At 60.3% G+C, this 21362-nt stretch carries 19 protein-coding genes and 1 pseudogene; 16 read left to right on the top strand and 4 right to left on the bottom strand.

Annotated features, from left to right (window positions below; genetic code table 11):
- Positions 1–17 precede the first annotated feature (17 nt).
- Genes AC13QE_RS11510 through AC13QE_RS11485 form a run of 6 tightly spaced genes read left to right on the top strand, consistent with a single transcriptional unit; the run spans position 18 to position 6071 of the window.
- Entirely contained in the window at positions 18–737 is a 720-nt protein-coding gene (locus AC13QE_RS11510; protein ID WP_488483761.1) for an ABC transporter ATP-binding protein, read from the top strand.
- Positions 737–1447: an ABC transporter ATP-binding protein gene (locus AC13QE_RS11505; RefSeq protein WP_488483760.1), complete on the top strand. Its 711-nt coding sequence runs from the start codon at positions 737–739 to the stop codon at positions 1445–1447. Before AC13QE_RS11510 ends, AC13QE_RS11505 begins: the two co-directional genes overlap by 1 nt.
- Positions 1444–2307 (top strand): branched-chain amino acid ABC transporter permease, encoded by an 864-nt coding sequence (locus AC13QE_RS11500; RefSeq protein WP_488483759.1) that lies wholly within the window; start codon positions 1444–1446, stop codon positions 2305–2307. The genes AC13QE_RS11505 and AC13QE_RS11500 overlap by 4 nt, the downstream gene beginning before the upstream one ends.
- Position 2308: 1 nt before the next feature.
- Positions 2309–3427, top strand: coding sequence for a branched-chain amino acid ABC transporter permease (locus tag AC13QE_RS11495; RefSeq protein ID WP_488483758.1), 1119 nt, complete (start codon positions 2309–2311; stop codon positions 3425–3427).
- Entirely contained in the window at positions 3420–5174 is a 1755-nt protein-coding gene (locus tag AC13QE_RS11490) for an FAD-dependent oxidoreductase (protein ID WP_488483757.1), read from the top strand. Before AC13QE_RS11495 ends, AC13QE_RS11490 begins: the two co-directional genes overlap by 8 nt.
- Before the next feature lie 9 nt (positions 5175–5183).
- Positions 5184–6071 carry an intradiol ring-cleavage dioxygenase gene (locus AC13QE_RS11485; protein ID WP_488483756.1) on the top strand — a complete coding sequence of 296 codons (888 nt, stop codon included), beginning with the start codon at positions 5184–5186 and terminating at the stop codon, positions 6069–6071.
- Positions 6072–6159: 88 nt separating this feature from the next.
- Here AC13QE_RS11485 and AC13QE_RS11480 read toward each other — a convergent pair whose 3' ends face one another.
- Positions 6160–7149: a LysR family transcriptional regulator gene (locus tag AC13QE_RS11480; protein ID WP_488483755.1), complete on the bottom strand. Its 990-nt coding sequence runs from the start codon at positions 7147–7149 to the stop codon at positions 6160–6162.
- Positions 7150–7319: 170 nt separating this feature from the next.
- Between AC13QE_RS11480 and AC13QE_RS11475 the strand changes: the two genes are divergently transcribed.
- From AC13QE_RS11475 to AC13QE_RS11465, 3 genes are all read left to right on the top strand, one after another.
- Positions 7320–8276, top strand: a complete 957-nt coding sequence (locus AC13QE_RS11475) for a VOC family protein (protein ID WP_488483754.1) — start codon at positions 7320–7322, stop codon at positions 8274–8276.
- Between the two features lie 14 nt (positions 8277–8290).
- Positions 8291–8932, top strand: a complete 642-nt coding sequence (locus AC13QE_RS11470) for an alpha/beta hydrolase (RefSeq protein ID WP_488483753.1) — start codon at positions 8291–8293, stop codon at positions 8930–8932.
- A 337-nt stretch (positions 8933–9269) separates the two neighbouring features.
- Positions 9270–10265 carry a GntR family transcriptional regulator gene (locus tag AC13QE_RS11465; protein ID WP_488483752.1) on the top strand — a complete coding sequence of 332 codons (996 nt, stop codon included), beginning with the start codon at positions 9270–9272 and terminating at the stop codon, positions 10263–10265.
- 12 nt (positions 10266–10277) lie between these two features.
- On the opposite strand, the gene AC13QE_RS11460 is transcribed toward AC13QE_RS11465, so the two are convergent.
- From AC13QE_RS11460 to AC13QE_RS11450, 3 genes are all read right to left on the bottom strand, one after another.
- On the bottom strand, positions 10278–11807 hold the full coding sequence (locus tag AC13QE_RS11460; protein ID WP_488483751.1) for a UxaA family hydrolase: 1530 nt from the start codon (positions 11805–11807) through the stop codon (positions 10278–10280).
- Positions 11808–11907: 100 nt separating this feature from the next.
- Positions 11908–12639, bottom strand: a complete 732-nt coding sequence (locus AC13QE_RS11455) for a response regulator transcription factor (protein ID WP_112413301.1) — start codon at positions 12637–12639, stop codon at positions 11908–11910.
- Positions 12636–13874 carry a GAF domain-containing sensor histidine kinase gene (locus tag AC13QE_RS11450; RefSeq protein WP_488483750.1) on the bottom strand — a complete coding sequence of 413 codons (1239 nt, stop codon included), beginning with the start codon at positions 13872–13874 and terminating at the stop codon, positions 12636–12638. Before AC13QE_RS11450 ends, AC13QE_RS11455 begins: the two co-directional genes overlap by 4 nt.
- Positions 13875–14171: 297 nt before the next feature.
- Between AC13QE_RS11450 and AC13QE_RS11445 the strand changes: the two genes are divergently transcribed.
- The 7 genes and pseudogenes from AC13QE_RS11445 to AC13QE_RS11415 all read left to right on the top strand — a co-directional run.
- On the top strand, positions 14172–15188 hold the full coding sequence (locus AC13QE_RS11445) for an ABC transporter substrate-binding protein (RefSeq protein ID WP_112337679.1): 1017 nt from the start codon (positions 14172–14174) through the stop codon (positions 15186–15188).
- An 81-nt stretch (positions 15189–15269) separates the two neighbouring features.
- Complete coding sequence (locus AC13QE_RS11440; protein ID WP_488483749.1) at positions 15270–16760, top strand: ATP-binding cassette domain-containing protein; 1491 nt, start codon at positions 15270–15272, stop codon at positions 16758–16760.
- Positions 16757–17701 (top strand): ABC transporter permease, encoded by a 945-nt coding sequence (locus AC13QE_RS11435; protein WP_488483748.1) that lies wholly within the window; start codon positions 16757–16759, stop codon positions 17699–17701. Before AC13QE_RS11440 ends, AC13QE_RS11435 begins: the two co-directional genes overlap by 4 nt.
- Entirely contained in the window at positions 17698–18648 is a 951-nt protein-coding gene (locus AC13QE_RS11430) for an ABC transporter permease (protein ID WP_488483747.1), read from the top strand. The genes AC13QE_RS11435 and AC13QE_RS11430 overlap by 4 nt, the downstream gene beginning before the upstream one ends.
- 35 nt (positions 18649–18683) lie before the next feature.
- Positions 18684–19601, top strand: coding sequence for an SMP-30/gluconolactonase/LRE family protein (locus AC13QE_RS11425; protein WP_488483746.1), 918 nt, complete (start codon positions 18684–18686; stop codon positions 19599–19601).
- A 281-nt stretch (positions 19602–19882) separates the two neighbouring features.
- Positions 19883–20107 carry a transposase gene (locus tag AC13QE_RS11420; RefSeq protein WP_488483745.1) on the top strand — a complete coding sequence of 75 codons (225 nt, stop codon included), beginning with the start codon at positions 19883–19885 and terminating at the stop codon, positions 20105–20107.
- Positions 20080–21144, top strand: a pseudogene (locus AC13QE_RS11415) (IS66 family transposase); the annotation flags it as partial. The gene AC13QE_RS11420 and the pseudogene AC13QE_RS11415, both read left to right, overlap by 28 nt.
- Positions 21145–21362: the final 218 nt, after the last annotated feature.

The following is a 21362-nucleotide window of genomic DNA, read 5'->3' as shown; positions in this document are numbered from 1 at the left end:
CACCGATCAGGAAGAAGATGGTCATACTTGCCCTCGAAAACGTTTCGAAGAGCTTCGGCGCCCTAAAGGTCGCGGATGAGGTGTCGTTTGCGCTGGAGAGCGGAGAGGCGCTCGGCATCATCGGGCCGAACGGTGCCGGAAAATCTTCCCTGTTCAATCTCATCGGCGGCAATCTGCGCGTCGATGAGGGGCGGATTATCTATCGCAACGAAGACGTGACGCGCCAGCCGCCGATGGCGCGATGCCTGGCGGGGATCGGCCGCACATTCCAGATCCCGCAGCCCTTCCAGCAGCTGACCGTTTTCGAAAACCTTCTGGTCGCCGCAGCCTACGGTTCGCGAAAGACCGAGCGGGAGGTGTCGGCGCGCTGCGCGGATATTCTGGTGAACACCGGCCTGATCGCGCGCGCCAATCAGGCCGCCGGTAGTCTCGGCCTGCTTCAACGCAAACGCCTCGAACTTGCGCGGGCGCTGGCGACCGAGCCCAAGGTGCTGCTGCTGGATGAGATCGCCGGTGGCCTCACGGAGGGCGAGTGTGGCGAGCTGGTGGAGACAATCCGGACGATCCACGCAGCCGGTGTCGCCATCATCTGGGTCGAGCACGTGCTTCATGCCCTCAACTCCGTGGTGAGCCGTCTTCTCGTGCTGAATTTCGGCAAGGTGGTCGGCCTCGGCAGGCCGGCCGAGATCATGGAATCGAAGGCGGTCCGCCAGATCTATCTTGGGATTGACGTCTGATGGCTCTTCTTGAAACACAGGGCTTAACGGCTTTCTACGGCGACTTCCAGGCGCTCTTCGGAGTCGACATCACGCTTGATGCCGGTGAGACTTTGGCAATCATCGGCGCGAATGGCGCCGGCAAATCCACGCTGATGCGCTCGATTTCGGGCATGCTCGCCAATGAGCCCGACCAGATCAGCTTCGATGGAAGGCCCATCGGCGCGCTGCCAGCCCCCGAGGTCATGGCGCTCGGCGTCGCCATGGTGCCGGAAGGTCGCAAGCTCTTCCCGTCTCTGTCGGTGGAGGAAAATCTGCTGATTGGTAAATATGGACGCAGCGTCAAAGGGACATGGACGCTTGAGACAATATACGAGCTCTTTCCGGTCTTGAGGGAGAGGCGCAACAATCCCGGCACGGTGCTATCGGGCGGCCAACAGCAGATGGTCGCGATCGGCCGGGCGCTGATGTCCAATCCAAGGGTGTTGCTCTGCGACGAAATCAGCCTCGGCCTGGCACCGGTGGTGATCCGCGATATTTACGCGGCCTTTCCCAAAATCCGCGCCGCGGGCGCTGCCATCGTAATTGTCGAGCAGGATATCGGCCAGGCGCTCAAGGTAGCAGACCGCTTCTACTGCATGATGGAGGGACGCGTGACGCTGACCGGAACGCCGGACTCAATTAGCCGCGCCGACATCCATTCTGCCTATTTCGGAGTGCATGCGGGATGAACTGGCTCGACACGATCATACAAGGCGTTCTGCTTGGCGGTCTTTACGCGCTGTTCGCGGCCGGCCTGAGCCTCGTTTTCGGCATTATGCGGCTGGTCAATCTCGCGCATGGCGATCTTATCGTCCTGGCGGCCTTCTTGCTTCTGGTGCTGGTCAGCGCGCTCGGGCTCAATCCCTTCGCCGCGGCACTCGTCGCCGTTCCGGTGATGTATGCGGTCGGCTGGGGCATGCAGTTCCTCGTGCTCAATCGCACCATCGGAGACGACATACTGCCGCCGCTGCTTGTCACCTTCGGCCTTTCGGTCGTTATTCAGAACGCGCTGTTGGAAGGCTTTTCTGCCGATAGCCGCCGCGTTTCGGTGGGCACGCTGGAAACCGCGTCTCTCAAGATCGGGCCGATCAGCGTCGGCACCATGCCGCTGCTGACTTTCCTGGCGGCGATTGCCGTCATCGTCGGCCTCAACCTCGTCTTCTACAAGACAAGCCTTGGCCGCGCCTTCCGCGCCACCTCGGACGATCGCGCCACGGCGGGTCTGATGGGCATCCGCTCCGACCGCATCTTCGCGACCGCGACGGGCCTTGCGATGGTTGTGGTAACGATCGCCGCCCTCTTTCTCGGCACACGCGCCAATTTCGACCCAACGATGGGGCCGGCGCGGCTGATCTACGCCTTCGAGGCGGTCATCATCGGTGGACTCGGCTCCTTCTGGGGTACGCTCGCAGGCGGCGTGATCATCGGCGTCGCACAAACGATGGGCGCAGCCGTCAACCCCGAGTGGCAGATCCTCGCGGGGCATGTGGCGTTTCTTCTCGTGCTGCTGCTCCGGCCGCGCGGACTTTTTCCAAGGGCGGTGGATTGACATGGTGCACGATACGCTTTCCTCGGACTCCGCTTCGCCCGCGCCGCCGCCCGGCTGGACCGTATCGACGCGCGACCGCGCCTCGTCGTTTGCAGTGCTTCTCGTCGTTGCGATGATTGCGGCAGGCGTTGCCGCTCCGTTTTTCGCGCCACGCGCTGTGCTGCAGGATCTCTTCTTCATCCTGACGATGCTGACGCTCGCGCAATGCTGGAACCTGCTTGCCGGCTATGCGGGGCTCGTTTCGGTTGGTCAGCAGACCTTCGTCGGCTTCGGGGCCTACGCTATGTCCGCCGCCGTCATCCTCAGCGGGCTCAATCCTGTTATTGCGATCATGCTCGGCGGGCTTGCCGCCATGATGCTTTCCGTGCCGACGGCCTTCTTCGTCTTCCGGTTACACGGTGCCTATTTCGCGATCGGGACCTGGGTGATCGCCGAGGTAGTGCGGCTGTCTCTGGCGCAATGGAAGGCGCTCGGCGGTGGCACGGGAACGTCGTTGCCTTCCGGCATCACGCGCGATCTGCCGGGCGCCCGCCTCGTCGCCGAATGGTTCGGCGTGCGGCCTGCCCAGGCCGCGGATATGGTGTGCTATTGGCTGGCGCTTTTGCTGGCGTTTGCCGCCATTGGCTTTGCCTATCGGCTGTTGCGTTCCAAGCAGGGACTGGGGCTTGCCGCCGTGCGTGACAACCGCGAGGCGGCAAGATCGGTCGGCATCGATCCAAACCGCATTAAATTTGCCGTCTATCTCGCCGCGGCCTTCGTCACGGGCCTGACCGGCGCGCTCATTTACCTGCAAAAGGCGCGCATCTCGCCCGACGCCGCCTTCTCGGTCACCGACTGGACCGCCTATGTGATCTTCATCGTCGTCATCGGCGGCATCGGCACGATCGAGGGACCGATCGTTGGCGTCATCGTCTTCTTCATTCTACAGAAGCTTTTTGCCGATTACGGCTCTTGGTATCTGCTCGTTCTCGGCCTTCTCGGCATTGCCGTCATGCTGTTTGCCCCGCGCGGACTGTGGGGCCTCTTTACCGAGCGCACCGCACTTCAACTTTTCCCCGTTCGCCGCATCCTTGCCGGCGGACCATTGACCAAGACTATCAAAGGAGGGCCGCATGGCTGACATCAACACTGACGTTTTGATCATAGGGACAGGCCCTGCCGGCTCGGCCTCAGCGGCGCTGCTTGCCAGCTACGGCGTCGAAACCATGGTCATCAACCGCTACCGCTGGTTGGCCAACACGCCGCGTGCGCACATCACCAACCAACGTACGATGGAGGTTTTGCGCGATCTGGGAAAGGATGTCGAGGACGAGGCCTATCTCTTTGCCACCGGGCAAGATTTGATGGGGCAGAACGTCTTTTGCACCTCGCTTGCCGGCGAAGAGATCGGCCGGATGCGCAGCTGGGGCACGCATCCGGTCAGCCGGGCCGAGCATCAGCTGTCGTCGCCCTCGCACATGAACGACCTGCCCCAGACCTTCATGGAGCCGTTGCTCTTCAAGACGGCATGCTCGCGCGGCGCGCAGGCGCGCATGTCGACCGAATATATTCGCCACGAGCAGGACGCGGACGGCGTAACGACGACCTGCCGCGACAGGCTCACCGGCGCGGAACTCACGGTCCGGTCCAAGTACCTGATTGGCGCCGATGGCGGCAATTCCAAGGTGGCTGAAGATGCGGGGCTCACATTCGAGGGCCGTATGGGCGTCGGCGGATCAATGAACATCCTCTTCAAGGCCGACCTTTCGAAATACGTCGCCCATCGCCCCTCGGTGCTCTACTGGGTCGTCCAGCCAGGCGCAGACGTCGGCGGCATAGGCATGGGTCTGGTGCGCATGGTTCGGCCGTGGAATGAATGGCTGATCGTCTGGGGATACGACATCAATCAGCCAGCGCCGGACGTAGACACGGCCTTCGCCACCAAAGTGGTGCGTGACCTCGTCGGTGACCACGAGCTGGCGGTGGAAATCCAGTCGGTTTCGACGTGGACTGTCAATAACCTCTACGCAACGACGATGCAGAACGGCCGTGTCTTTTGCATGGGGGATGCTACCCATCGGCATCCGCCGTCGAACGGACTGGGCTCCAATACGTCGATCCAGGATGCTTTCAATCTCGCGTGGAAACTCAGTCACGTGTTGAAAGGCAAGGCGGGTCCCGCCTTGCTCGACAGCTACCAACGCGAGCGCGCGCCGATCGCCAAGCAGATCGTGACCCGAGCCAACAAGTCGATCGAGGAGTTCGGGCCGATCTTCAAGGCGCTTGGCCTGCTCGATTCCATCGACCCCGTGAAAATGCAGCAGAACATGGATGCGCGCTGCGACGATACGTCGGCAGCCGAAACGCAGCGTGCTGCCATCCGTAAGGCGATCGCAGCCAAGGTCTATGAATTCGATGCTCACGGCGTCGAGATGAACCAACGTTATCGGTCGGACGCCGTTCTCACCGACGGTCAGCCCGAGCCGGCCTTCGAGAAGGATGCGGAGCTGCATTACCAGCCGACCACCTGGCCGGGTGCGCGGCTGCCGCATGCCTGGATCTTTGCCGACAACGGAACCAAGGCCTCGACGCTCGATCTTTGCGGCAAGGGCCGCTTTACGGTGCTCACCGGCATTGGCGGCCGCGGCTGGGTCGAGGCAGCAAAGCAGCTCGGCCGTGAACTTGGCTTCGACATCGAAGCTCATGTCATCGGGCCGCGCCAGCATTGGCAGGATCTGACCGGCGACTGGGCCAATCTGCGTGAGGTCCGCGACAGCGGCATCATTCTCGTGCGACCCGACCAACATGTCTGCTGGCGTCGCGAAACCATCGCGGAAGACCCGGTGGCGGAGCTCCGCCGCGCACTGTCCTTTGTTCTAGCTCTGTGAGATTTCACTATGGAAACGCATGAAAAGGGATTTTTCACGGAGGAGAACTCCGTCGAGGTCGTCACCGGGCGCAACGCCAATGCACGTGATCCGCGTCTGAAGCAGGTGATGGAGGTCATCACGCGCAAGTTGCATGAGGCGGTCAAGGAAATCGAGCCGACGCAGGATGAATGGTTCAAAGCGATCATGTACCTGACCCAGACCGGTCATCTCTGCAACGAGTGGCGGCAGGAGTTCATTCTGCTTTCGGACGTGCTCGGCGTGTCGATGCTTGTCGATGCGATCAACAACCGCAAGCCTTCGGGTGCGTCGGAATCGACCGTGCTCGGACCGTTCCATGTAGCGGACGCGCCCGAACTGCCGATGGGGGCAAACATCTGCCTCGATCAGAAAGGCGAGGATATGGTCATTCATGGCCGCATTCTCGATATCGACGGCCGGCCGGTTGCCAATGCCGTGCTCGATGTCTGGCAGGCTAATGACGAAGGATTCTATGACGTCCAACAGAAGGGTATTCAGCCCGACTTCAATCTGCGCGGCGTGTTCCGCACCGGCGAGGACGGTCGCTACTGGTTCCGAGCGGTCAAGCCGAAGTTCTATCCGATCCCCGACGACGGCACGGTCGGCAAGCTCCTGGCGGGGCTCGGCCGCCATCCGTACCGCCCGGCCCACCTGCATTTCATCCTCAAGGCCGACGGGTTCGAGACTCTGACGACACACATATTCGACCCTCACGATCCCTATATCAATTCCGACGCCGTCTTCGGCGTCAAGGAAAGCCTGCTGGCCGAATTCAAACGAGTCGACGATGCGGTGCGGGCTCACGAGCTGGAGTTTCCGGGCTGGTTCTGGGAGGTCGAGTACGATTTCGTGCTGGCACCTTCGAAGAAGAGCTAAGCCCTGCGGACGATGCGAAGGACCGGGACGCGACAACTCGCGTTTCGACTCTCTTGCATCTTGAGCTGTCTGTGTGCTCATGCTCGGCTCAGCCCGGGCCCTTTCGTTCGCGCTCGGCCATGAAAGGCCCGTGAGCCCAATGGATTTCGCGCTCGTGCTTTTCGACTGATCGACGCAGCTCGGAGAATTCGCGCCGCAGATGTCCAACAAGCTTGCGTCCGGCCGGATTTGAATAGGGCTTCGTTCTCGTCATGATCCCCAGTGCCCGTTCCGGCTGCGGGATATCAAGCGGAATGACGCTGATCCTGTTTTCCCGGCGCAACGAGTAAGCGACGGAAAGCGGCAGGATTGCCAGAGCGTCCGTTCCGATCAGATAATTCAAGACGCTCATCAGAGAGCCTCCGGCATAACGGATCGAAACCTCCTCTATGCCGAGCGTGAGCAGAATATTGTGCAAGTCCAGTACCAGCGGCGAGCCGGGCAGGGGAGCGACCCAAGGGTAGTTGAGGATGTCCTCGGTTGCCAGATTGCGCTTGCGCATCAGCGGATGGCCAGCGCCACAGGCCAGCACGTTTCGGGCAGGCAGCAGTGGTTCGAACTGCTGGTCGGCCCGAAGATCGGCGGAGCCCGTCGGTGTGACCGCGACATCGATTTGACCGGATTCGAGCTCGCTTACCAGGTCGGAATAGTTGCCGTAGGACTGGTGCACCATGATCCCCGGCTCGTCGCGTTGGAACGAGGCGATCATCGGCGAGACAACCGCATCCATGAAGAAAGGCACGCCGCCAATCCGCACGCGGCCGAACGAACCCGACTTGAAACTGCGGATGATTTCCATCGCCTTGCGCGAGGACGCGAGGATCGCCTTGCCCTGCAGGCCGAGCTGTTCGCCGAGCGGTGTCGGCTGCATTGGCCGTCGCCCTGAGACGAATAGCGGTTCACCCACCCGCTTCTCCAGGATGGAGATGGTTCGCGATACGGCCGACTGCGTCATGCCGAGCATGGCGGCGGCTTCCGTTACGCCTCCAGTCTCGATGACGGCGGCGAGCTGAACAAGGTGATGTTCCACGATTTTCATAGCAAAATGCTATAGTATTTATGAACAATCTCATCAACGGCCGTTTTAGATAGGCTATATTTGCAGTGGTTGGCGAGTGGCTAAGAGCTGATTGCGAACCGATGGGGAGGAATGCGGAGGAGGAGCCGCTCCCCGGGGACGATCGATTGTTCTACAGAAGGAGGAGAACGATGGCACTTGTCAGCGGCTATCATCACTTGACCCTTTGCACCGACGGTGTGCAAGAGGACTATGATTTCTACACCAAAGCGTTGGGCCTTTATTCGGTCAAACGTACCGTGCTGTTCGATGGCACCATCCCTGTCTATCATCTCTATTACGGGTCTCGCAGTGGCGAGGCTTCGACGATCATCACCACCTTTCCGTTCCGCAAACCCGCCGTTTTCGGCAGGCGTGGTACGAACCAGTCGAAGATTATCCAGCAGGCGATCCCCGCCGGTGCGTGCGGCTACTGGGTCGAGCGGCTCAATGCCCGTGGCATCGAGGCTGCGAAGATATCTCGCTTCGGCATCGCGCGCGTAGCCTTCAAACATCCCTGCGGCATTCCGCATGAATTGGTGGAAAGCCCTTCCGACAACCGACCGCCCATCGTCAACGAGGCGCAAGGGGTTAAGGCCGAGCATGGTATCAAGGGTATCTACGGCGCGGCGATTGCCGTGTTTGACCGCACCGCCATGGATGACTTCCTGACTGTCGGCCTGTCGATGACGAAGGAAGCCGACAGCAACGAGGGACTGATGTTCTCCGTCCCAAACGCAAACGGTCCCAACAGCATGGTAGAAATCCTGCACGAAGCAAATAGCCCGCAGGGCACGTGGACGCTTGCCGGCGGCACTATTCATCATCTTGCGCTCAACACTGGCGACGAGCAGAACCAGCTGCAGCTGAAGGCGCATCTGGAGGGACTGGGATTCACCGACGTTTCCGACCAGAAGGACCGCAACTACTTCAAGTCCTGCTACGTCCGTTCGCCGGGCGGCGCGCTGTTCGAGATCGCCTGGTCGGTCGAGGGCGGCTGGGCGCTTGACGAACCGGCCGACCAGATCGGCACCACCCTAGTCTTCCCGCCGTGGTTCGAGAACCGTCGCGAAGAGCTGATCGCTGGCCTGGAACCGGCGAACTTCTAAGCTGGGAGATGGCGATGCATCATGAACCTCTCCTGCTCGGCGCTGCACCCGAGGAGGCCAAAGTCCACTGCGTCTTCATCCATGGGCGTACCCAGTCGCCTGAAGACATGCACGAGCAGGTGATCGGTCGGCTTAAGACGTTGGGCGTGGCTTTTGTACTGCCGCGCGCTGCCGGTAGAAGCTGGTACGGCGCGCGAGCTACGGAACGGTTGACGTCGGCAACGCGAGAGGAACTGGAATCCTCGCTGGCTTATATTCGCGGAGTTACCGACGAATTGACCTGTCGCCGTCACGCCACGCCTCTGCTGATCGGCGGCTTCAGCCAGGGCGCGTGCCTGGCTCTGGAATATGCAATGAAATGCGGGCCATGGCGGGGTGCCATGGTCAATCTTACTGGCTGCCGCGTCGGCACTTCGGAGTGCGACAGACCCTTTGCGGACCTTGATCGCATGCCGGTTTATTTGACCGGATCCGACAAGGATCCTTGGATTCCTGTCGATGCTTTTGCCGACGCTGCCGAAAGTCTTGCACGGGCACGGGCGAGTTTACGTTGCGACGTTCTGCCCGACCGCGCGCACGAGGTCTCGCCCCAAGAGATTGCGGGGCTTGAAACTATGCTCTCGACCCTTGTCCGCGGTGACGGCGTGGTTCTGTAACCGGCAAGCTGCGCTAGACAACACGTCGACAATTTTGAAATGAGCGGCGACAGCAATTGTCTTGCCAAAAGCAGCGCGGAAAAGGGCCGCTAAAGCTCAACCTGAAATCGTCCGATTAGCGGCTAGGGTTGTCGCCAGGGGCGTGGCGCGAACCGCCATTGCGCCGCGGAAGTGGGACGATAGCCTGTCGTGATCAACGATTTCGATGGTGCGAATTGTCGGCTCACGTCGATTTCTTGCGAAAAAGGCCTTGCGGTAGGACATGGAGGAGGTTTTGAACTGGATGTGGTAATGAGGACGGCGAAGATGCTGACCCTTTGATGAAATATGGAACGAGATGAGCCCATCCCAAGTCGAAAGCAGCGGCCTTAGAAAAATTAGGCTCTATGAGCAGCTTCACGAGCGATTGAGGGCAGAGATTCTCGCTGGAGCGGTGCCTGAAGGTGTTGTCTTGACCGAGGCCGCCCTTGCCGATCTGGTCGGCAGCAGCCGGGCGCCGGTTCGTCAGGCATTGCAGATGTTGTTCGATGGCGGCCTGATCGCGCGTCTCGAAGGGCGGGGCTTTATCGTTGGTAGGGCGGGGACACCACCGAAGCGGATCAAGCTCGGCGATTATCTCGGTAAATTGTTCGATGAAGATGGCGATAGGCCGGTATTCGCATGGCAGGCGCTTTACGAGGATGTCGAACGCATCGTCGTCCATCGCTCCTTTTTCGGCCGTTATCGCATCAATGAAAACGAGTTGGCACGGCATTTCGGCGTCGGGCGCGCCGTGGCGCGCGATGTGCTGCTGAGGCTCGAGACGCTTGGTATCACCGAAAAGGACGACAATTTTCGCTGGTCGATCGTCCCGCTCGACAGCCAGCGTATCCGTGACCTCTATGAGGTGCGCGAACAGATCGAGCCTGTGGCGCTCGCAAGCGCCTTGGGCGGGCTTTCCAGAGACCACGTCGACACAATGCTCGCGCGGCTGTCGCAGGCGCTTGCGGATTATCCCGATGTCTCGGCCTCGACCATGTATGAACTGGAGCTCGATCTTCATCTGCGCAGCCTTCAGGCTTGCCCGAACAAGGAGTTCCTGAGCATCCTGAAGCGGACGCACTGCATCCTTACGCTCAGCAAGCATATCGTCGGCAGTCGCATCAAGAGGCCGGAATACGAGCCCTTCCTGTCGGAGCACATCGGTGTCTTTAAAATGGTGCAAAACCGAGACGGGGAGGGGCTGCGCAAAGCCATGCGAGATCATATTCACAACTCGCAACCGAGTGTACAGGCACGCGCCGCCTATATCCGCGAGCAATACCAGCCGGACGAATACCCATTCATCGTCTGATGCGCGGCACCATCAGGTGATGGCGCCGACCTGCCAGGGGACGAATTCATTGTCGCCGTAGTCGAAGGTCTCACTCAGAGTCTTCTTGCCGGAGGCGACAGCGATGATCTCCTCGAAAATCCGTTCACCCGCCGCTTCGATCGTATCGTCGCCGCTGACGATGTCACCGCAATTGATGTCCATATCCTCGCGCATATGGTTATACATCTCTGTATTGGTGGCGATCTTGACGCAGGGTGCCGGCTTGAAGCCGGAGACGGACCCTCGGCCCGTCGTGAAGCAGATCACATTGCAGCCGCCCGCAACCTGGCCGGTGACGGCGACGGGATCGTAGCCGGGCGTGTCCATGAAGACGAAGCCGGGTTCGTCGACGATCTCAGAATATTCATAGACGGCTTTGAGCGGCATGGAGCCGCCCTTGGCGACCGCGCCGAGCGACTTTTCAAGGATGGTCGTCAATCCGCCGAGCTTGTTGCCATAGGACGGATTGTTGTTGAGTTCCGCTCCGTTGCGTCGGGTATAATCGCGCCACCAGTCGATTCTGGAGAGCAGCTTTTCGGCGACCGCGGGCGTGACCGCCCTGCGCGTCAGCAGGTGTTCCGCACCATAGATCTCCGGCGTTTCCGCCAGAACCGAGGTGCCGCCATTGCGCACGAGGAGATCGGAGGCATAGCCGAGCGCCGGATTGGCCGAAATGCCCGAATAGCCATCGGAGCCACCGCATTCCAGGGCGAGCTTGATGCCGGAAAGCGGCTGGACAGTGCGGGTGGCGGAATTGACCTCCGGCAGCATGTCCTTGATCATTTCGGATGCGGCAGCGATCGTCTTGCGGGTACCGCCGAGATCCTGGATCGTCATGGTGCGCAGCCGGTTTCCTTCCTCCAGCTTGTAATGCTCCAGAATGGGCGCGATCTGATTGGTTTCGCAGCCAAGCCCGATCATGAGGATACCGCCGAAATTCGGATGCCGCGCATAGCCCTGGAGGGTACGGGCCAGATACCGGTAGCCCTCCGACTGCGTGCTGACGGCACAGCCGCCGCCGTGGGTCAGCGCCACGACGCCATCGACATTGTCGAAGCCCTCGAGCCCGCCGGTGCGATTGAAATGTTCGGCGATGTATTTCGAGACGGTTGCCGAGCAATTGACCGTCGTGATGATGCCGATGAAATTGCGCGTGCCGACGCCGCCGGCACCGCGGTCAAAGCCCATGAAGGTCCGACATTCCTCGCGCGGCAGCATACCGGTCTCTTCGATATCGACGCTGAACTGGTAGGGATGGTCGGATTCGATCACAGCCAGGTTCTGCAGATGGACGTGGCCGCCGGCCGGAATGAACTGTGTCGCGACGCCGATCGGCTGGCCGAATTTGCGGATCTCCTGACCTGCCTGGATGTCGCGAACCGCGACCTTATGGCCCCGCGGGATCTGGTCTGCGGTAATCAAGCCATCGATGCCGGTCGGGCTGCCGGCGCGGATCATCACGCGAGCGACCGCAACATCGTCAATGGGGTTGAGAAGGATGACAGGCGAAACGGCGGACATGGGAAGTTCCGTATGGTTGGATTAATGTCTATTGCTAGCAATAGACAATTATTCGAGGGAAGACGTCAAGCAAGATCGACGTAGCGGGCAGGGCTTGCTTTCAGTCTCGGGGTTGGCGCGCCAGCCAAGCGGAAAGATCGGCTTCCGCACGTTCGAGCGCGCTATGGTTGAGGAGTTTTCTTAAGAAGGCCACGGCCACCGCGCGCGCTCTCAGATTGAAACGACCATCATCATCCTGACCGCCGAGCGGCTGATAGACGCCGAGTTTCACATAGAGCTGCTGCAATCGGTTCTGGACGCTGCGGACCGAGAGATTGCGCCGCTGGGCGATCGCACGATCGGTCAATCCAAGAGCGATATCGATCAGGATCTCATATTCGGCCTCGGTGAACCCGTTGACATTGCCGAGGCTCTTTTGCTGCATGCCGCGCACTTCGCGGTCAATCACGCACTGACTTTCGATGAAGATGCTGCGAAGCGCGAGCTTCAGGCGGTCGTCCGAGGCCGATTTCAGGACGTAGCCATAGACGGCGCCGGCAGGCACGATGCGCGAAACGCCGCGAACGTAGGCCTCGTCCGAATAGTTCGACCAGAAAAGAATGCGCGTCTCCGGTCGCTCCTTCCAGATCGTGCGGGCAGCCTCGATGCCATTGCGCTGGCTCATCTGCAGATCCATGACGATATGAGAGGACCTCAAATCCCGCGCCAGCCGCTCGCCCGTATTGCCATTTTCCGCTTCCAGCACGCCATCGCATTCGGGAAGTGCAGCGCGGATCGCTTCATTGAGATAGGAGCGATGGAGCGGATCGTCCTCGATAATCAGAACCTTCATGCGGCAGCTCCTCCGGCCGTTTGCGCGATGGCAGGCAGGCTGACACTGACAATCGTTCCACCGGACGTCGCAGCGGCCTTGATCGCGAAACGCGCTGAAATCAGCCGCGCTCGCGTGCGCATGTTTTCGATGCCGCCGCCAGATAATCTGCGGGTGTTTCCCAGTCCGACACCGTCATCGACGACATCAATGGTGACCGCACCCTCGGCCGCTTTCAGATGAACAGCGATGCTCTCAGCCTGGGCATGGCGAATGGCGTTGTTGATGGCCTCCTGCGCGATGCGGAACAGGGCAATCGACACCGATTGTTCAAGGCAGTCGATCGCGCCGCCGGTCTCGTCATTCAGTGTCCAGGACAAAGTCGCGCCGCTTTCCTGGATCGATCGTTCGAGATGGTTCTCGATCGCCTGCGCAAAACCGAACAGTTGAAGGACAGAGGGCTTGGCCTCCTCGATGATCTGGCGAAGATCGTGCATGCTGTGTTGCAACCCGCGAAAGAGCGGCTCAAGCGCTTCACCGGTGACATCGGGCTGGCGGGCAAGCCGTTCCAGCCGTCGGGAGAGACGGGTCAGATCGGCGAGAATCTGGTCGTGCAGATCCATGCCGATGCGCTGGCGTTCCGCTTCCAGCGCCTCGGTCAGCTTCAGGGCACCGAGACGCAGACCCTCTTCGCGGGCCCGAGCCTCGGCCTCGACGATCGCCGATCGTTTGGCCTGGTCGGCGGCGCGGATTGCAAAGAAGTGGGGTGCGAGGAGATCGGCAATCACGCGGGCACTTTCGATATCTCGCATCGTGTAGAGGCCGCTCTGGTGACTGGAGCAGGACAGGGCGCCGATGATATGACCCTGAACTTTAAGGGGCACGTGCAGACGGCTATGCAGCGATTGGTGAAAGATCGGGTGCGAGAAAGAACCCTGAAAATGGAATTGGGGATCGCTCCAGGCATCGTCGGTTAAGAGGTAATCGGTCTCGCCCCAGAGAAGCGTGCGGATGGGGCTGTTGCTCACGGGTGCGGGAAAGCGGCGACCCCAATCCGTTTCCAGGCCGCTCTCGTAGGCAGTATGAAATTGTTCGTCCATAAGGATGATGCAGACGTCGAGATGGTCATGCGGGATAACATGGCTGATCTCGGCAGCGACAGCCTGGATGACCGAGTGAAAGTCGAGCTGGCCGGCAAGAAGCCTCGATATGTTGAGATAATGGTCAAAGACCGATTGCGGCGCCAGATCGCGCAAGGACAAGCCCTCCCAGGCAATGCGCCGACCTCTGCTCCTCCGGCCGCGCAGCATGCAAATTTCCGACGCTATTAAGCGCCGATCCGAGCGATCCGTCTTGCGGACTTGCGCATCTTTTCTGCGGGATCCCGCAAGGTCCCGCCCTTTAAGCGCCTGTACAAGCGTCACAATCTCGGACATCCTGTTTCTACTGACAGGGCAACCTTCAGTGCAAATATTATTTTCGATCGTTCGTTGAGGAGCGCGCTCGGAAATCTTGGCCTGGAAGATGAAGTACAGGCACTTTGGGAGGAAAAAATGAATATTGCCAAGATGCTTATGGCATCCGCCGTTATCGCTTGCGTTGCCGCGCCGGGTGCTGCCTTTGCAGATACGTCATCCAAGAAAATTGCCTTGTCGAACAATTATGCCGGCAACTCCTGGCGCCAGGCCATGTTGACGAGCTGGCAGAAGGTAACGGGGGAAGCGGTCAAGACCGGTGTCGTTGCCGCGGCCGATCCGTTCACGACGGCAGAAAATCAGGCAACCGAGCAAGCCGCCCAGATCCAGAACATGATCCTGCAGGGCTATGATGCGATCGTCATCGATGCTGCCTCGCCGACGGCGCTGAACGGCGCGATCAAGGAAGCCTGCGATGCCAAGATCGTCGTCGTTTCCTTCGACGGCATCGTGACCGAACCCTGCGCCTGGCGCATCGCGGTCGATTTCAAGGGCATGGGTGCCAGCCAGATCGAATATCTCGCCAAGAAGATGCCGAAGGGTGGCAATGTGCTCGAAATCCGCGGGCTTGCCGGCGTCTCCGTCGATGACGAGATTTCCGCGGGTATCCATGCGGCTGCCGCCAAATATCCGCAGTTCAAGATTGTCGGTTCGGTTCACGGCGACTGGGCTCAGGATGTCGCCCAGCGCGCCGTTGCCGGGATTCTGCCGAGCCTTCCCGATATTGCCGCAGTCGTGACCCAGGGCGGTGACGGTTATGGTGCGGCACAGGCTTTCGCCGCCGCCAAGCGCCCCATGCCGACGATCGTCATGGGCAACCGCCAGGATGAACTTGCCTGGTGGAAGAAGGAGAAGGATGCCAGCGGCTACGAGACCATGTCGGTCTCGATCGCACCCGGCGTCTCCACGCTCGCCTTCTGGGTCGCCCAGCAGATTCTTGATGGCAAAGAGGTGAAGAAGGACCTAGTCGTTCCGTTCCTGCGCATCGATCAGGACAATCTCGAAACCAATCTTGCCAACACGCAGGCCGGCGGTGTCGCGAATGTCGAATATACGCTCGACGACGCAAAGAAGGTGATCGCCGCGGCGAAGTAACCGATATCTGCGAGCCATAGAGACGGGTGCCGCCGATGAAAAGGCGGCGCCTGCCGATCAAACGCCCAACCCGGACGATCCATGATTGCAGCCAAAGACAATACTTTGAAGAGACAGGATGCCGGCCCGCAGGCCGTCGTCTCCGCCCGTGGCATCAAGGTTCATTTCGGCGCAGTAAAAGCGCTCGATGGCGCCGATCTGACGGTTCTTGCCGGCGAGTGCATCGGGCTTGTTGGCCATAATGGCGCCGGAAAATCGACGATCGTCAACGTCATCAACGGCGGCCTCAGCCCGCACGAGGGCAGCGTTGCCTATGAGGGAGACGACAGCGTGCACGGCATCAATGCGGCGCGCGCCCACGGCATACGCTGCGTCTTTCAGGAATTGTCACTCGCGCCGAATCTCACCGTCGTCGAGAACATGCGGGTGGTCCATCGCGGCCTTGCCGGCTGGAGCTGGCGTCGGCAGGCGGCCACAATCGTTCGCGCCAAGCTCGACGAAATTTTCGCCGGTCACAGGATCGACGTCATGCGGACCGTCGGCGAACTCTCGATCGCCGAGCGGCAGATGGTGGAGATCGCGATCACCTTTTGTGCCGTTGGCGAGAAGCCGAAGCTGGTCATCCTCGATGAGCCGACCTCATCCCTCGATGCCGGACTTGCCGCCCAGTTGATGGCCTATGTGCGCAGCTTCGTGCAAGCAGGCGGTGCGGTCATGCTGATCTCGCATATTCTCGGTGAGATCCTTTCGACTGCAAGCCGAATTCTTGTCATGAAGGACGGCCGCGTCGTCGCCGATCGCATCGCTCGGGACTTCACCGTCCATAGCCTGGTCCAGGCGATGGGTAGTGTCGTCAAGGAGCAGGACCGCTCGCGCAGGGGCGGGGAAGGCGCCGCATCGTCTCCTCTGCTGGCGCTTCCGGCGCGAGGAGGCAGAGGCCTTGGCTTCAATGCTCGGAAGGGCGAGGTGATAGGGCTTGCCGGGCTTGCCGGCCATGGCCAGACCGACATGCTGCTCGATCTTCATCGTTCGCTTTCACATAACTGGCTGCCGGGTAGGCAAGGCAATATCACCTTCGTCGCCGGCGACCGCAGCTTGAACGGCACCTTTCCGCTTTGGAGCATCCTGAAAAATCTCAGTATTGCCTCGCTCAGCGATTTTTCGCGTCTGTCGGTCGTCGATCGCGGGCGCGAGGATCGCCTCGGAGCGGACTGGAAGGGCCGTATCGAAATCCGTACGCCGACGATGGCGAGCGGCATCTTGTCCTTGTCGGGCGGTAATCAGCAGAAGGTGCTCTTCGCCCGCGCCTTGGCGACGACCGCGCCGATCGTGCTGATGGATGATCCGATGCGCGGTGTCGACATCGGTACCAAGCAGGAAGTTTACAGGATATTGAGCGACGAGGCTTCGTCCGGCCGGACATTTATCTGGTATTCGACGGAAATGGACGAGATCCGGCTCTGCGACCGCGCTTATGTCTTTCGCGACGGCGCCATCGTCGCCGAGCTGGTCGGAGAAGACATCACGGAGGAAAATGTGCTGGCGGCTTCCTTTGCCGGGGAGGGCGCATGAGCCGTCCGTCCTCCGCTACCCTGCGCCTGCTCATTCCGGCGCTATCGCTCGCCGTCCTGCTCGCTGCGGTCTTTTATCTGCAGCCGCGCGCCATGAGCTATATCGGCCTCAATCTGCTCTTCAATCTCGCCGTACCGATTGCTTTGGCGACGATTGCGCAGATGATGATCATGTCGGTCAACGATCTCGATCTCTCGATGGGGACCTTCGTCAGCTTCACGGCCTGTGTGGCAGCGACCTATCTGCAATCTGCTCCGCTCGTCGGTATCCTCATTCTGGCGGCTGCAATTGCGGTCTATGCCGCAATCGGCATTGTCATCTATATCAGAGATCTGCCATCGATCGTGGTGACGCTCGGCATGAGCTTCGTCTGGGGCGGCCTGGCTGTCCTGCTGCTGCCGGCGCCGGGCGGCACTGCGCCCGATTGGGCGCGCTGGCTGATGACTTCGAAGCCGCCGCTCGTCCCCATTGCGATCATAGCCAGCCTCCTTATCGCGCTGTTCGCCCATCTGATCGTCATGCGCTCTTCCTTCGGGGTGCTGATCCGCGGTGTGGGCGGCAATCAGCGGTCGCTGCAGCGTGCCGGCTGGTCCGTCGTCAGCCTGCGTGCCGCGGCCTATGCGCTGGCGGGCTTCTTTGCCGTATTGGCCGGCATTGCGCTGGTCGGGCTGACCACTTCGGCGGATGCGAATATCGCGCTGCGTTACACATTGCTGTCGATCGCCGGCGTCATCCTCGGTGGTGGAGAGTTTACCGGCGGCCGCGTCTCGCCGGTGGGGGCCGTCATCGGCGCGCTGACATTGACCCTGGCGGGCTCCTTCCTATCGTTTCTGCGGATATCGCCCGACTGGCAGATCGGTGCGCAGGGCGCAATCCTGATTATTGTGCTCGCCCTCAGGCTCTTGCTCAATCGCTTCGAAAAGCGGGAGAAACAATCATGATCGCGCTTGCCGTGCTCGGCCGCAAACCCTGGATATGGTCCTTTGTCGCCGCAATCGCGGTGTGGATCATCACCGTTCTCTTTACCGGCGGCGCCAGTTCCATCGGCCTGTCGCAGGCGGCACTCACCTTTGCGGCATTCTCTGTTATCGTCGGCATCGGGCAGATGTTCGTCATCACGCTCGGGCCGGGCAATATCGATCTTTCCGTGCCGGCAACGATGACGCTTGCCGGTACGCTCGCGCTGAAACTCATGAATGTCGAAGACGGCATGATCGTGCCGGGCCTGCTGGTGTCGGTCGTCATCGGCCTTGGCATCGGGATCGGCAATTATGCCCTGATCAAGCTGCTGCGCATTCCGCCGATCATCGCAACACTCTCCATGAGCTTCATCATTCAGTCGACTGCCATCTGGAGCAACCGCGGCCTTCGCATCAAGCCGCCCGAATATCTGGCCGAATTCACGACATCGGGGGTGTTTGGCATACCAAATGTCGCCATCGTCGCCCTGCTGCTATCGGCGCTTGCGTGGGTTCTCCTGGAAAAGACCATCTATGGCCGCTGGATCTCGGCGATCGGCCAGAGCATGTTCGCGGCGCGCATGGCCGGCATTCCCGTCGACGGAACGCGTCTTGCGACCTATGTGCTCTGCGCCATCCTCGCCTCGATCTGCGGCTATCTGCTGGCGAGCTTCTCCGGCGGTGCGGCCCTCAACATGGGCGCGGAATATTTGCTGATGTCGATTGCCGTCGTCATCATCGGCGGGACGGCTGTTGCCGGCGGCGATTCCAACGTACCGGGCATCTGGGGCGCCTCGCTGTTCATGTTTCTGGTCGTCTCCATGCTGAACACTTACGGTTTCGGCGCAGGCCCAAGGCTTGTTCTGACCGGCCTGATCATTATTGCCGTCATTCTCGTTGCCGGCGGTCGCCCCGCTGGCGGGCGCTGACACTTTTCTCCCAAGACCCCTACAGGAAAACTGCGATGCCGACCGAAGCCTCCATTTACGAAATCTACGACACGTGCTTCCGCAATCTGATCGTCCCGAGCGCCGGCCTGGAGGAACTTTACTCGGATTGCCGTTGGGCCGAGGGGCCGGTCTGGTTTGCCGATGCCGGATGCCTGATCTGGAGCGACATTCCCAACGAGCGCATGCTGCGCTGGGTGCCGGGCGGGAATGTCTCGATCTTTCGCGCGCCCTCGAACTTCGCCAACGGCAATACGCGCGATCGCCAAGGGCGATTGATATCCTGCGAACATGGCGGCCGGCGTGTCACACGCACGGAGATCGATGGCTCCATCACTGTTCTTGCCGACAGTTATAAGGGCAAGCGCCTGAATTCACCCAACGACGTGATCGTCCGCTCGGACGGAACGATCTGGTTTACCGACCCGACCTACGGCATTCTCTCCAATTACGAGGGTTACAAGGCGGAGCCGGAGCAGCCGACCTGCAACGTCTACCGCCTCGATCCGGCCACCGGCGAACTGGATGTCATGGCGGACGATTTCCGCCAGCCGAACGGCTTGGCCTTTTCCCCGGACGAGACGAAACTCTATGTCGCCGACTCCGCCGCAAGCCACGACGTCAGCGCCCCCCGCCACATTCGTGTCTTCGATGTCGCAGACGGCAAGAAACTCGCAAACGCCCAGGTCTTCTGCAACATCGACACCGGCATTCCGGACGGCTTCCGTGCCGACATAGACGGCAACATATGGACAAGCGCCGGCGACGGCGTTCATTGTTTTGCACCGGACGGCGGTTTGATCGGCAAGATCAAGATACCCCAGACGGTCGCCAATCTTACATTTGGCGGCCCGAAGCGGAACCAGCTTTTTGTTGCGGCAACGCGGTCGCTTTATCGTGTCTTTACGACGACGACTGGGGTGGAGATGCTTTGAATGGTTGGAGTATTGCAAATAAAACGGTTTGCGTTGATAGGTAACTGATGTTCTACATCCCACGATGTACCGTCCACGCTGATCTGTGATTGGCTTTCCATGGATGAGCGAGGGGAGCTTCGCGATTTAAACTGCATCGGAAGAGTCTCGTGAAGATCGATGACGATCTTTCCGCGTGCTAGCACGTCATGTTCAATTAGGTTGTAAGCCCACGGTGAGGGCCGCCTTGCGATGACGGGCTGCTGATTGCCAGTCCTAGTGGTAATACTAGGAGTAGTTATATGATGAAGCATCCGATTGAGGTGATCACGTCGGTAGAGCGCCGTCGGCGGTGGTCGCTCAAAGATAAAGAGCGCCTCGTCGCTGCCTGCTTTGAGCCAGACGCGGTAATCTCTGAGATTGCCCGCGCAGCTGGCATTCATGTCAGTCAACTCTTTCGCTGGCGAAAGGAGCTTTGCCGGATCGAGGGGCCAACAGTAGGTCAGAGCGTAAGGCGCGGCTCCTAGAGCAGATGGAACTGCAACTCGAGGAGTTGGAAGCGGACGCCGGTGAGGATGAACTGGCGGCGGAGGAGATCGCAGCCAAAGTTTCAGCCGTCAAAGCCTTCGAGCGCAAGCGTCCTTCACGCAAGCCCTTCCCGGAACACCTGCCGCGTGAGCGCGTCATTATCGCCGCTCCCGCAAATTGCGCCTGCTGCGGCTCCACCAAACTGTCGAAGCTTGGTGAGGACGTTACCGAGACCCTGGAGGTCGTCACGCGTCAGTGGAAGGTCATCCAGACGGTGCGGGAGAAGTTTACCTGCCGCGAGTGTGAGAAGATCACGCAGCCACCGGCTCCCTTCTATGTGACGCCACTCGGCTTTGCCGGGCTAAACCTGCTCGCGATGATCCTGTTCGAGAAGTTCGCTCAGCACCAGCCGCTCAATCGCCAGAGCGAACGCTATGCCCGCGAGGGCGTCGACCTTAGTTTCTCAACGTTGGCCGACCAGATCGGAGCATGTGCCGCGGCGTTGAAACGCTGCGCCGATCTCGCCTATCGCGCTGGAAGCCGTCAAACGGATCGACGCCCTGTTCGATATCGAGCGGGAGATCAACGGGCTTGCCGCCGATCAACGCCTGGAGCGTCGCCGGAGAGACAGTCTGCCGCTCGTCGGCGATCTGAGGGACTGGCTTCAAACCGAGCGGTTAAAGCTGTCACGCAGTTCTCCGGTCGCAGAGGCGATCGACTACATGCTCAAGCGTTGGGATGGCTTTACGTCATTCCTGGAGGATGGCGGAATCTGCCTGACGAACAATGCCGCCGAGCGAGCGCTCAGAGGCTTTGCGCTCGGCAGAAAATCGTGGCTCTTGCTGGATCAGACCGCGGTGCAGATCGTGCAGCCTTCATGGCCACGCTGATCATGACGGCGAAGCTCAACGACATTGATCTGCAGGTATGGCTTGCCGACATTCTTGCCCGTATAGCAGACGCGCCGATTACCAAGCTGGAGCAACTGCTTCCTTGGAATTGGACACCGTCCACTATCGTCGCTCACGCGGCCTGACCTGCTCAGCATACGCCTGCTCTTGACCCCTGAAATTGAGGAAGTAGGCTGTCGCTTCCCCGACAGATGCGGACGGCCGTGTTATCTTACCTCTGGTGCTAAATGGCGTGGATGGGGGCTCGCACGCGGACTCTCGATCGGAGGAAGTAGCGCCCAGTGTCAGTACCGGAGCAATACTCCCCAATAGTGCCGTTTGAATCTTCCCCAGGTGCTGCGGC

It is taken from the genome of Martinezella sp. CNPSo 3957, from assembly GCF_057784395.1.
Note: the sequence above shows the minus strand (reverse complement) of the source record. Positions and strands in the feature narration are given on the sequence as shown.

What these genes read in the sequence shown, in the direction of transcription:
- AC13QE_RS11425 (WP_488483746.1), top strand. Translation starts at nt 18,684, where the DNA reads ATGCCGACCGAAGCCTCCATTTACGAAATCTACGACACGTGCTTCCGC.
- AC13QE_RS11480 (WP_488483755.1), bottom strand. Translation starts at nt 7,149, where the DNA reads ATGAAAATCGTGGAACATCACCTTGTTCAGCTCGCCGCCGTCATCGAG.
- AC13QE_RS11460 (WP_488483751.1), bottom strand. Translation starts at nt 11,807, where the DNA reads ATGTCCGCCGTTTCGCCTGTCATCCTTCTCAACCCCATTGACGATGTT.
- AC13QE_RS11495 (WP_488483758.1), top strand. Translation starts at nt 2,309, where the DNA reads ATGGTGCACGATACGCTTTCCTCGGACTCCGCTTCGCCCGCGCCGCCG.
- AC13QE_RS11470 (WP_488483753.1), top strand. Translation starts at nt 8,291, where the DNA reads ATGCATCATGAACCTCTCCTGCTCGGCGCTGCACCCGAGGAGGCCAAA.
- AC13QE_RS11440 (WP_488483749.1), top strand. Translation starts at nt 15,270, where the DNA reads ATGATTGCAGCCAAAGACAATACTTTGAAGAGACAGGATGCCGGCCCG.
- AC13QE_RS11490 (WP_488483757.1), top strand. Translation starts at nt 3,420, where the DNA reads ATGGCTGACATCAACACTGACGTTTTGATCATAGGGACAGGCCCTGCC.
- AC13QE_RS11485 (WP_488483756.1), top strand. Translation starts at nt 5,184, where the DNA reads ATGGAAACGCATGAAAAGGGATTTTTCACGGAGGAGAACTCCGTCGAG.
- AC13QE_RS11420 (WP_488483745.1), top strand. Translation starts at nt 19,883, where the DNA reads ATGATGAAGCATCCGATTGAGGTGATCACGTCGGTAGAGCGCCGTCGG.
- AC13QE_RS11445 (WP_112337679.1), top strand. Translation starts at nt 14,172, where the DNA reads ATGAATATTGCCAAGATGCTTATGGCATCCGCCGTTATCGCTTGCGTT.
- AC13QE_RS11455 (WP_112413301.1), bottom strand. Translation starts at nt 12,639, where the DNA reads ATGAAGGTTCTGATTATCGAGGACGATCCGCTCCATCGCTCCTATCTC.
- AC13QE_RS11475 (WP_488483754.1), top strand. Translation starts at nt 7,320, where the DNA reads ATGGCACTTGTCAGCGGCTATCATCACTTGACCCTTTGCACCGACGGT.
- AC13QE_RS11430 (WP_488483747.1), top strand. Translation starts at nt 17,698, where the DNA reads ATGATCGCGCTTGCCGTGCTCGGCCGCAAACCCTGGATATGGTCCTTT.
- AC13QE_RS11505 (WP_488483760.1), top strand. Translation starts at nt 737, where the DNA reads ATGGCTCTTCTTGAAACACAGGGCTTAACGGCTTTCTACGGCGACTTC.
- AC13QE_RS11435 (WP_488483748.1), top strand. Translation starts at nt 16,757, where the DNA reads ATGAGCCGTCCGTCCTCCGCTACCCTGCGCCTGCTCATTCCGGCGCTA.
- AC13QE_RS11465 (WP_488483752.1), top strand. Translation starts at nt 9,270, where the DNA reads ATGAGCCCATCCCAAGTCGAAAGCAGCGGCCTTAGAAAAATTAGGCTC.
- AC13QE_RS11510 (WP_488483761.1), top strand. Translation starts at nt 18, where the DNA reads ATGGTCATACTTGCCCTCGAAAACGTTTCGAAGAGCTTCGGCGCCCTA.
- AC13QE_RS11500 (WP_488483759.1), top strand. Translation starts at nt 1,444, where the DNA reads ATGAACTGGCTCGACACGATCATACAAGGCGTTCTGCTTGGCGGTCTT.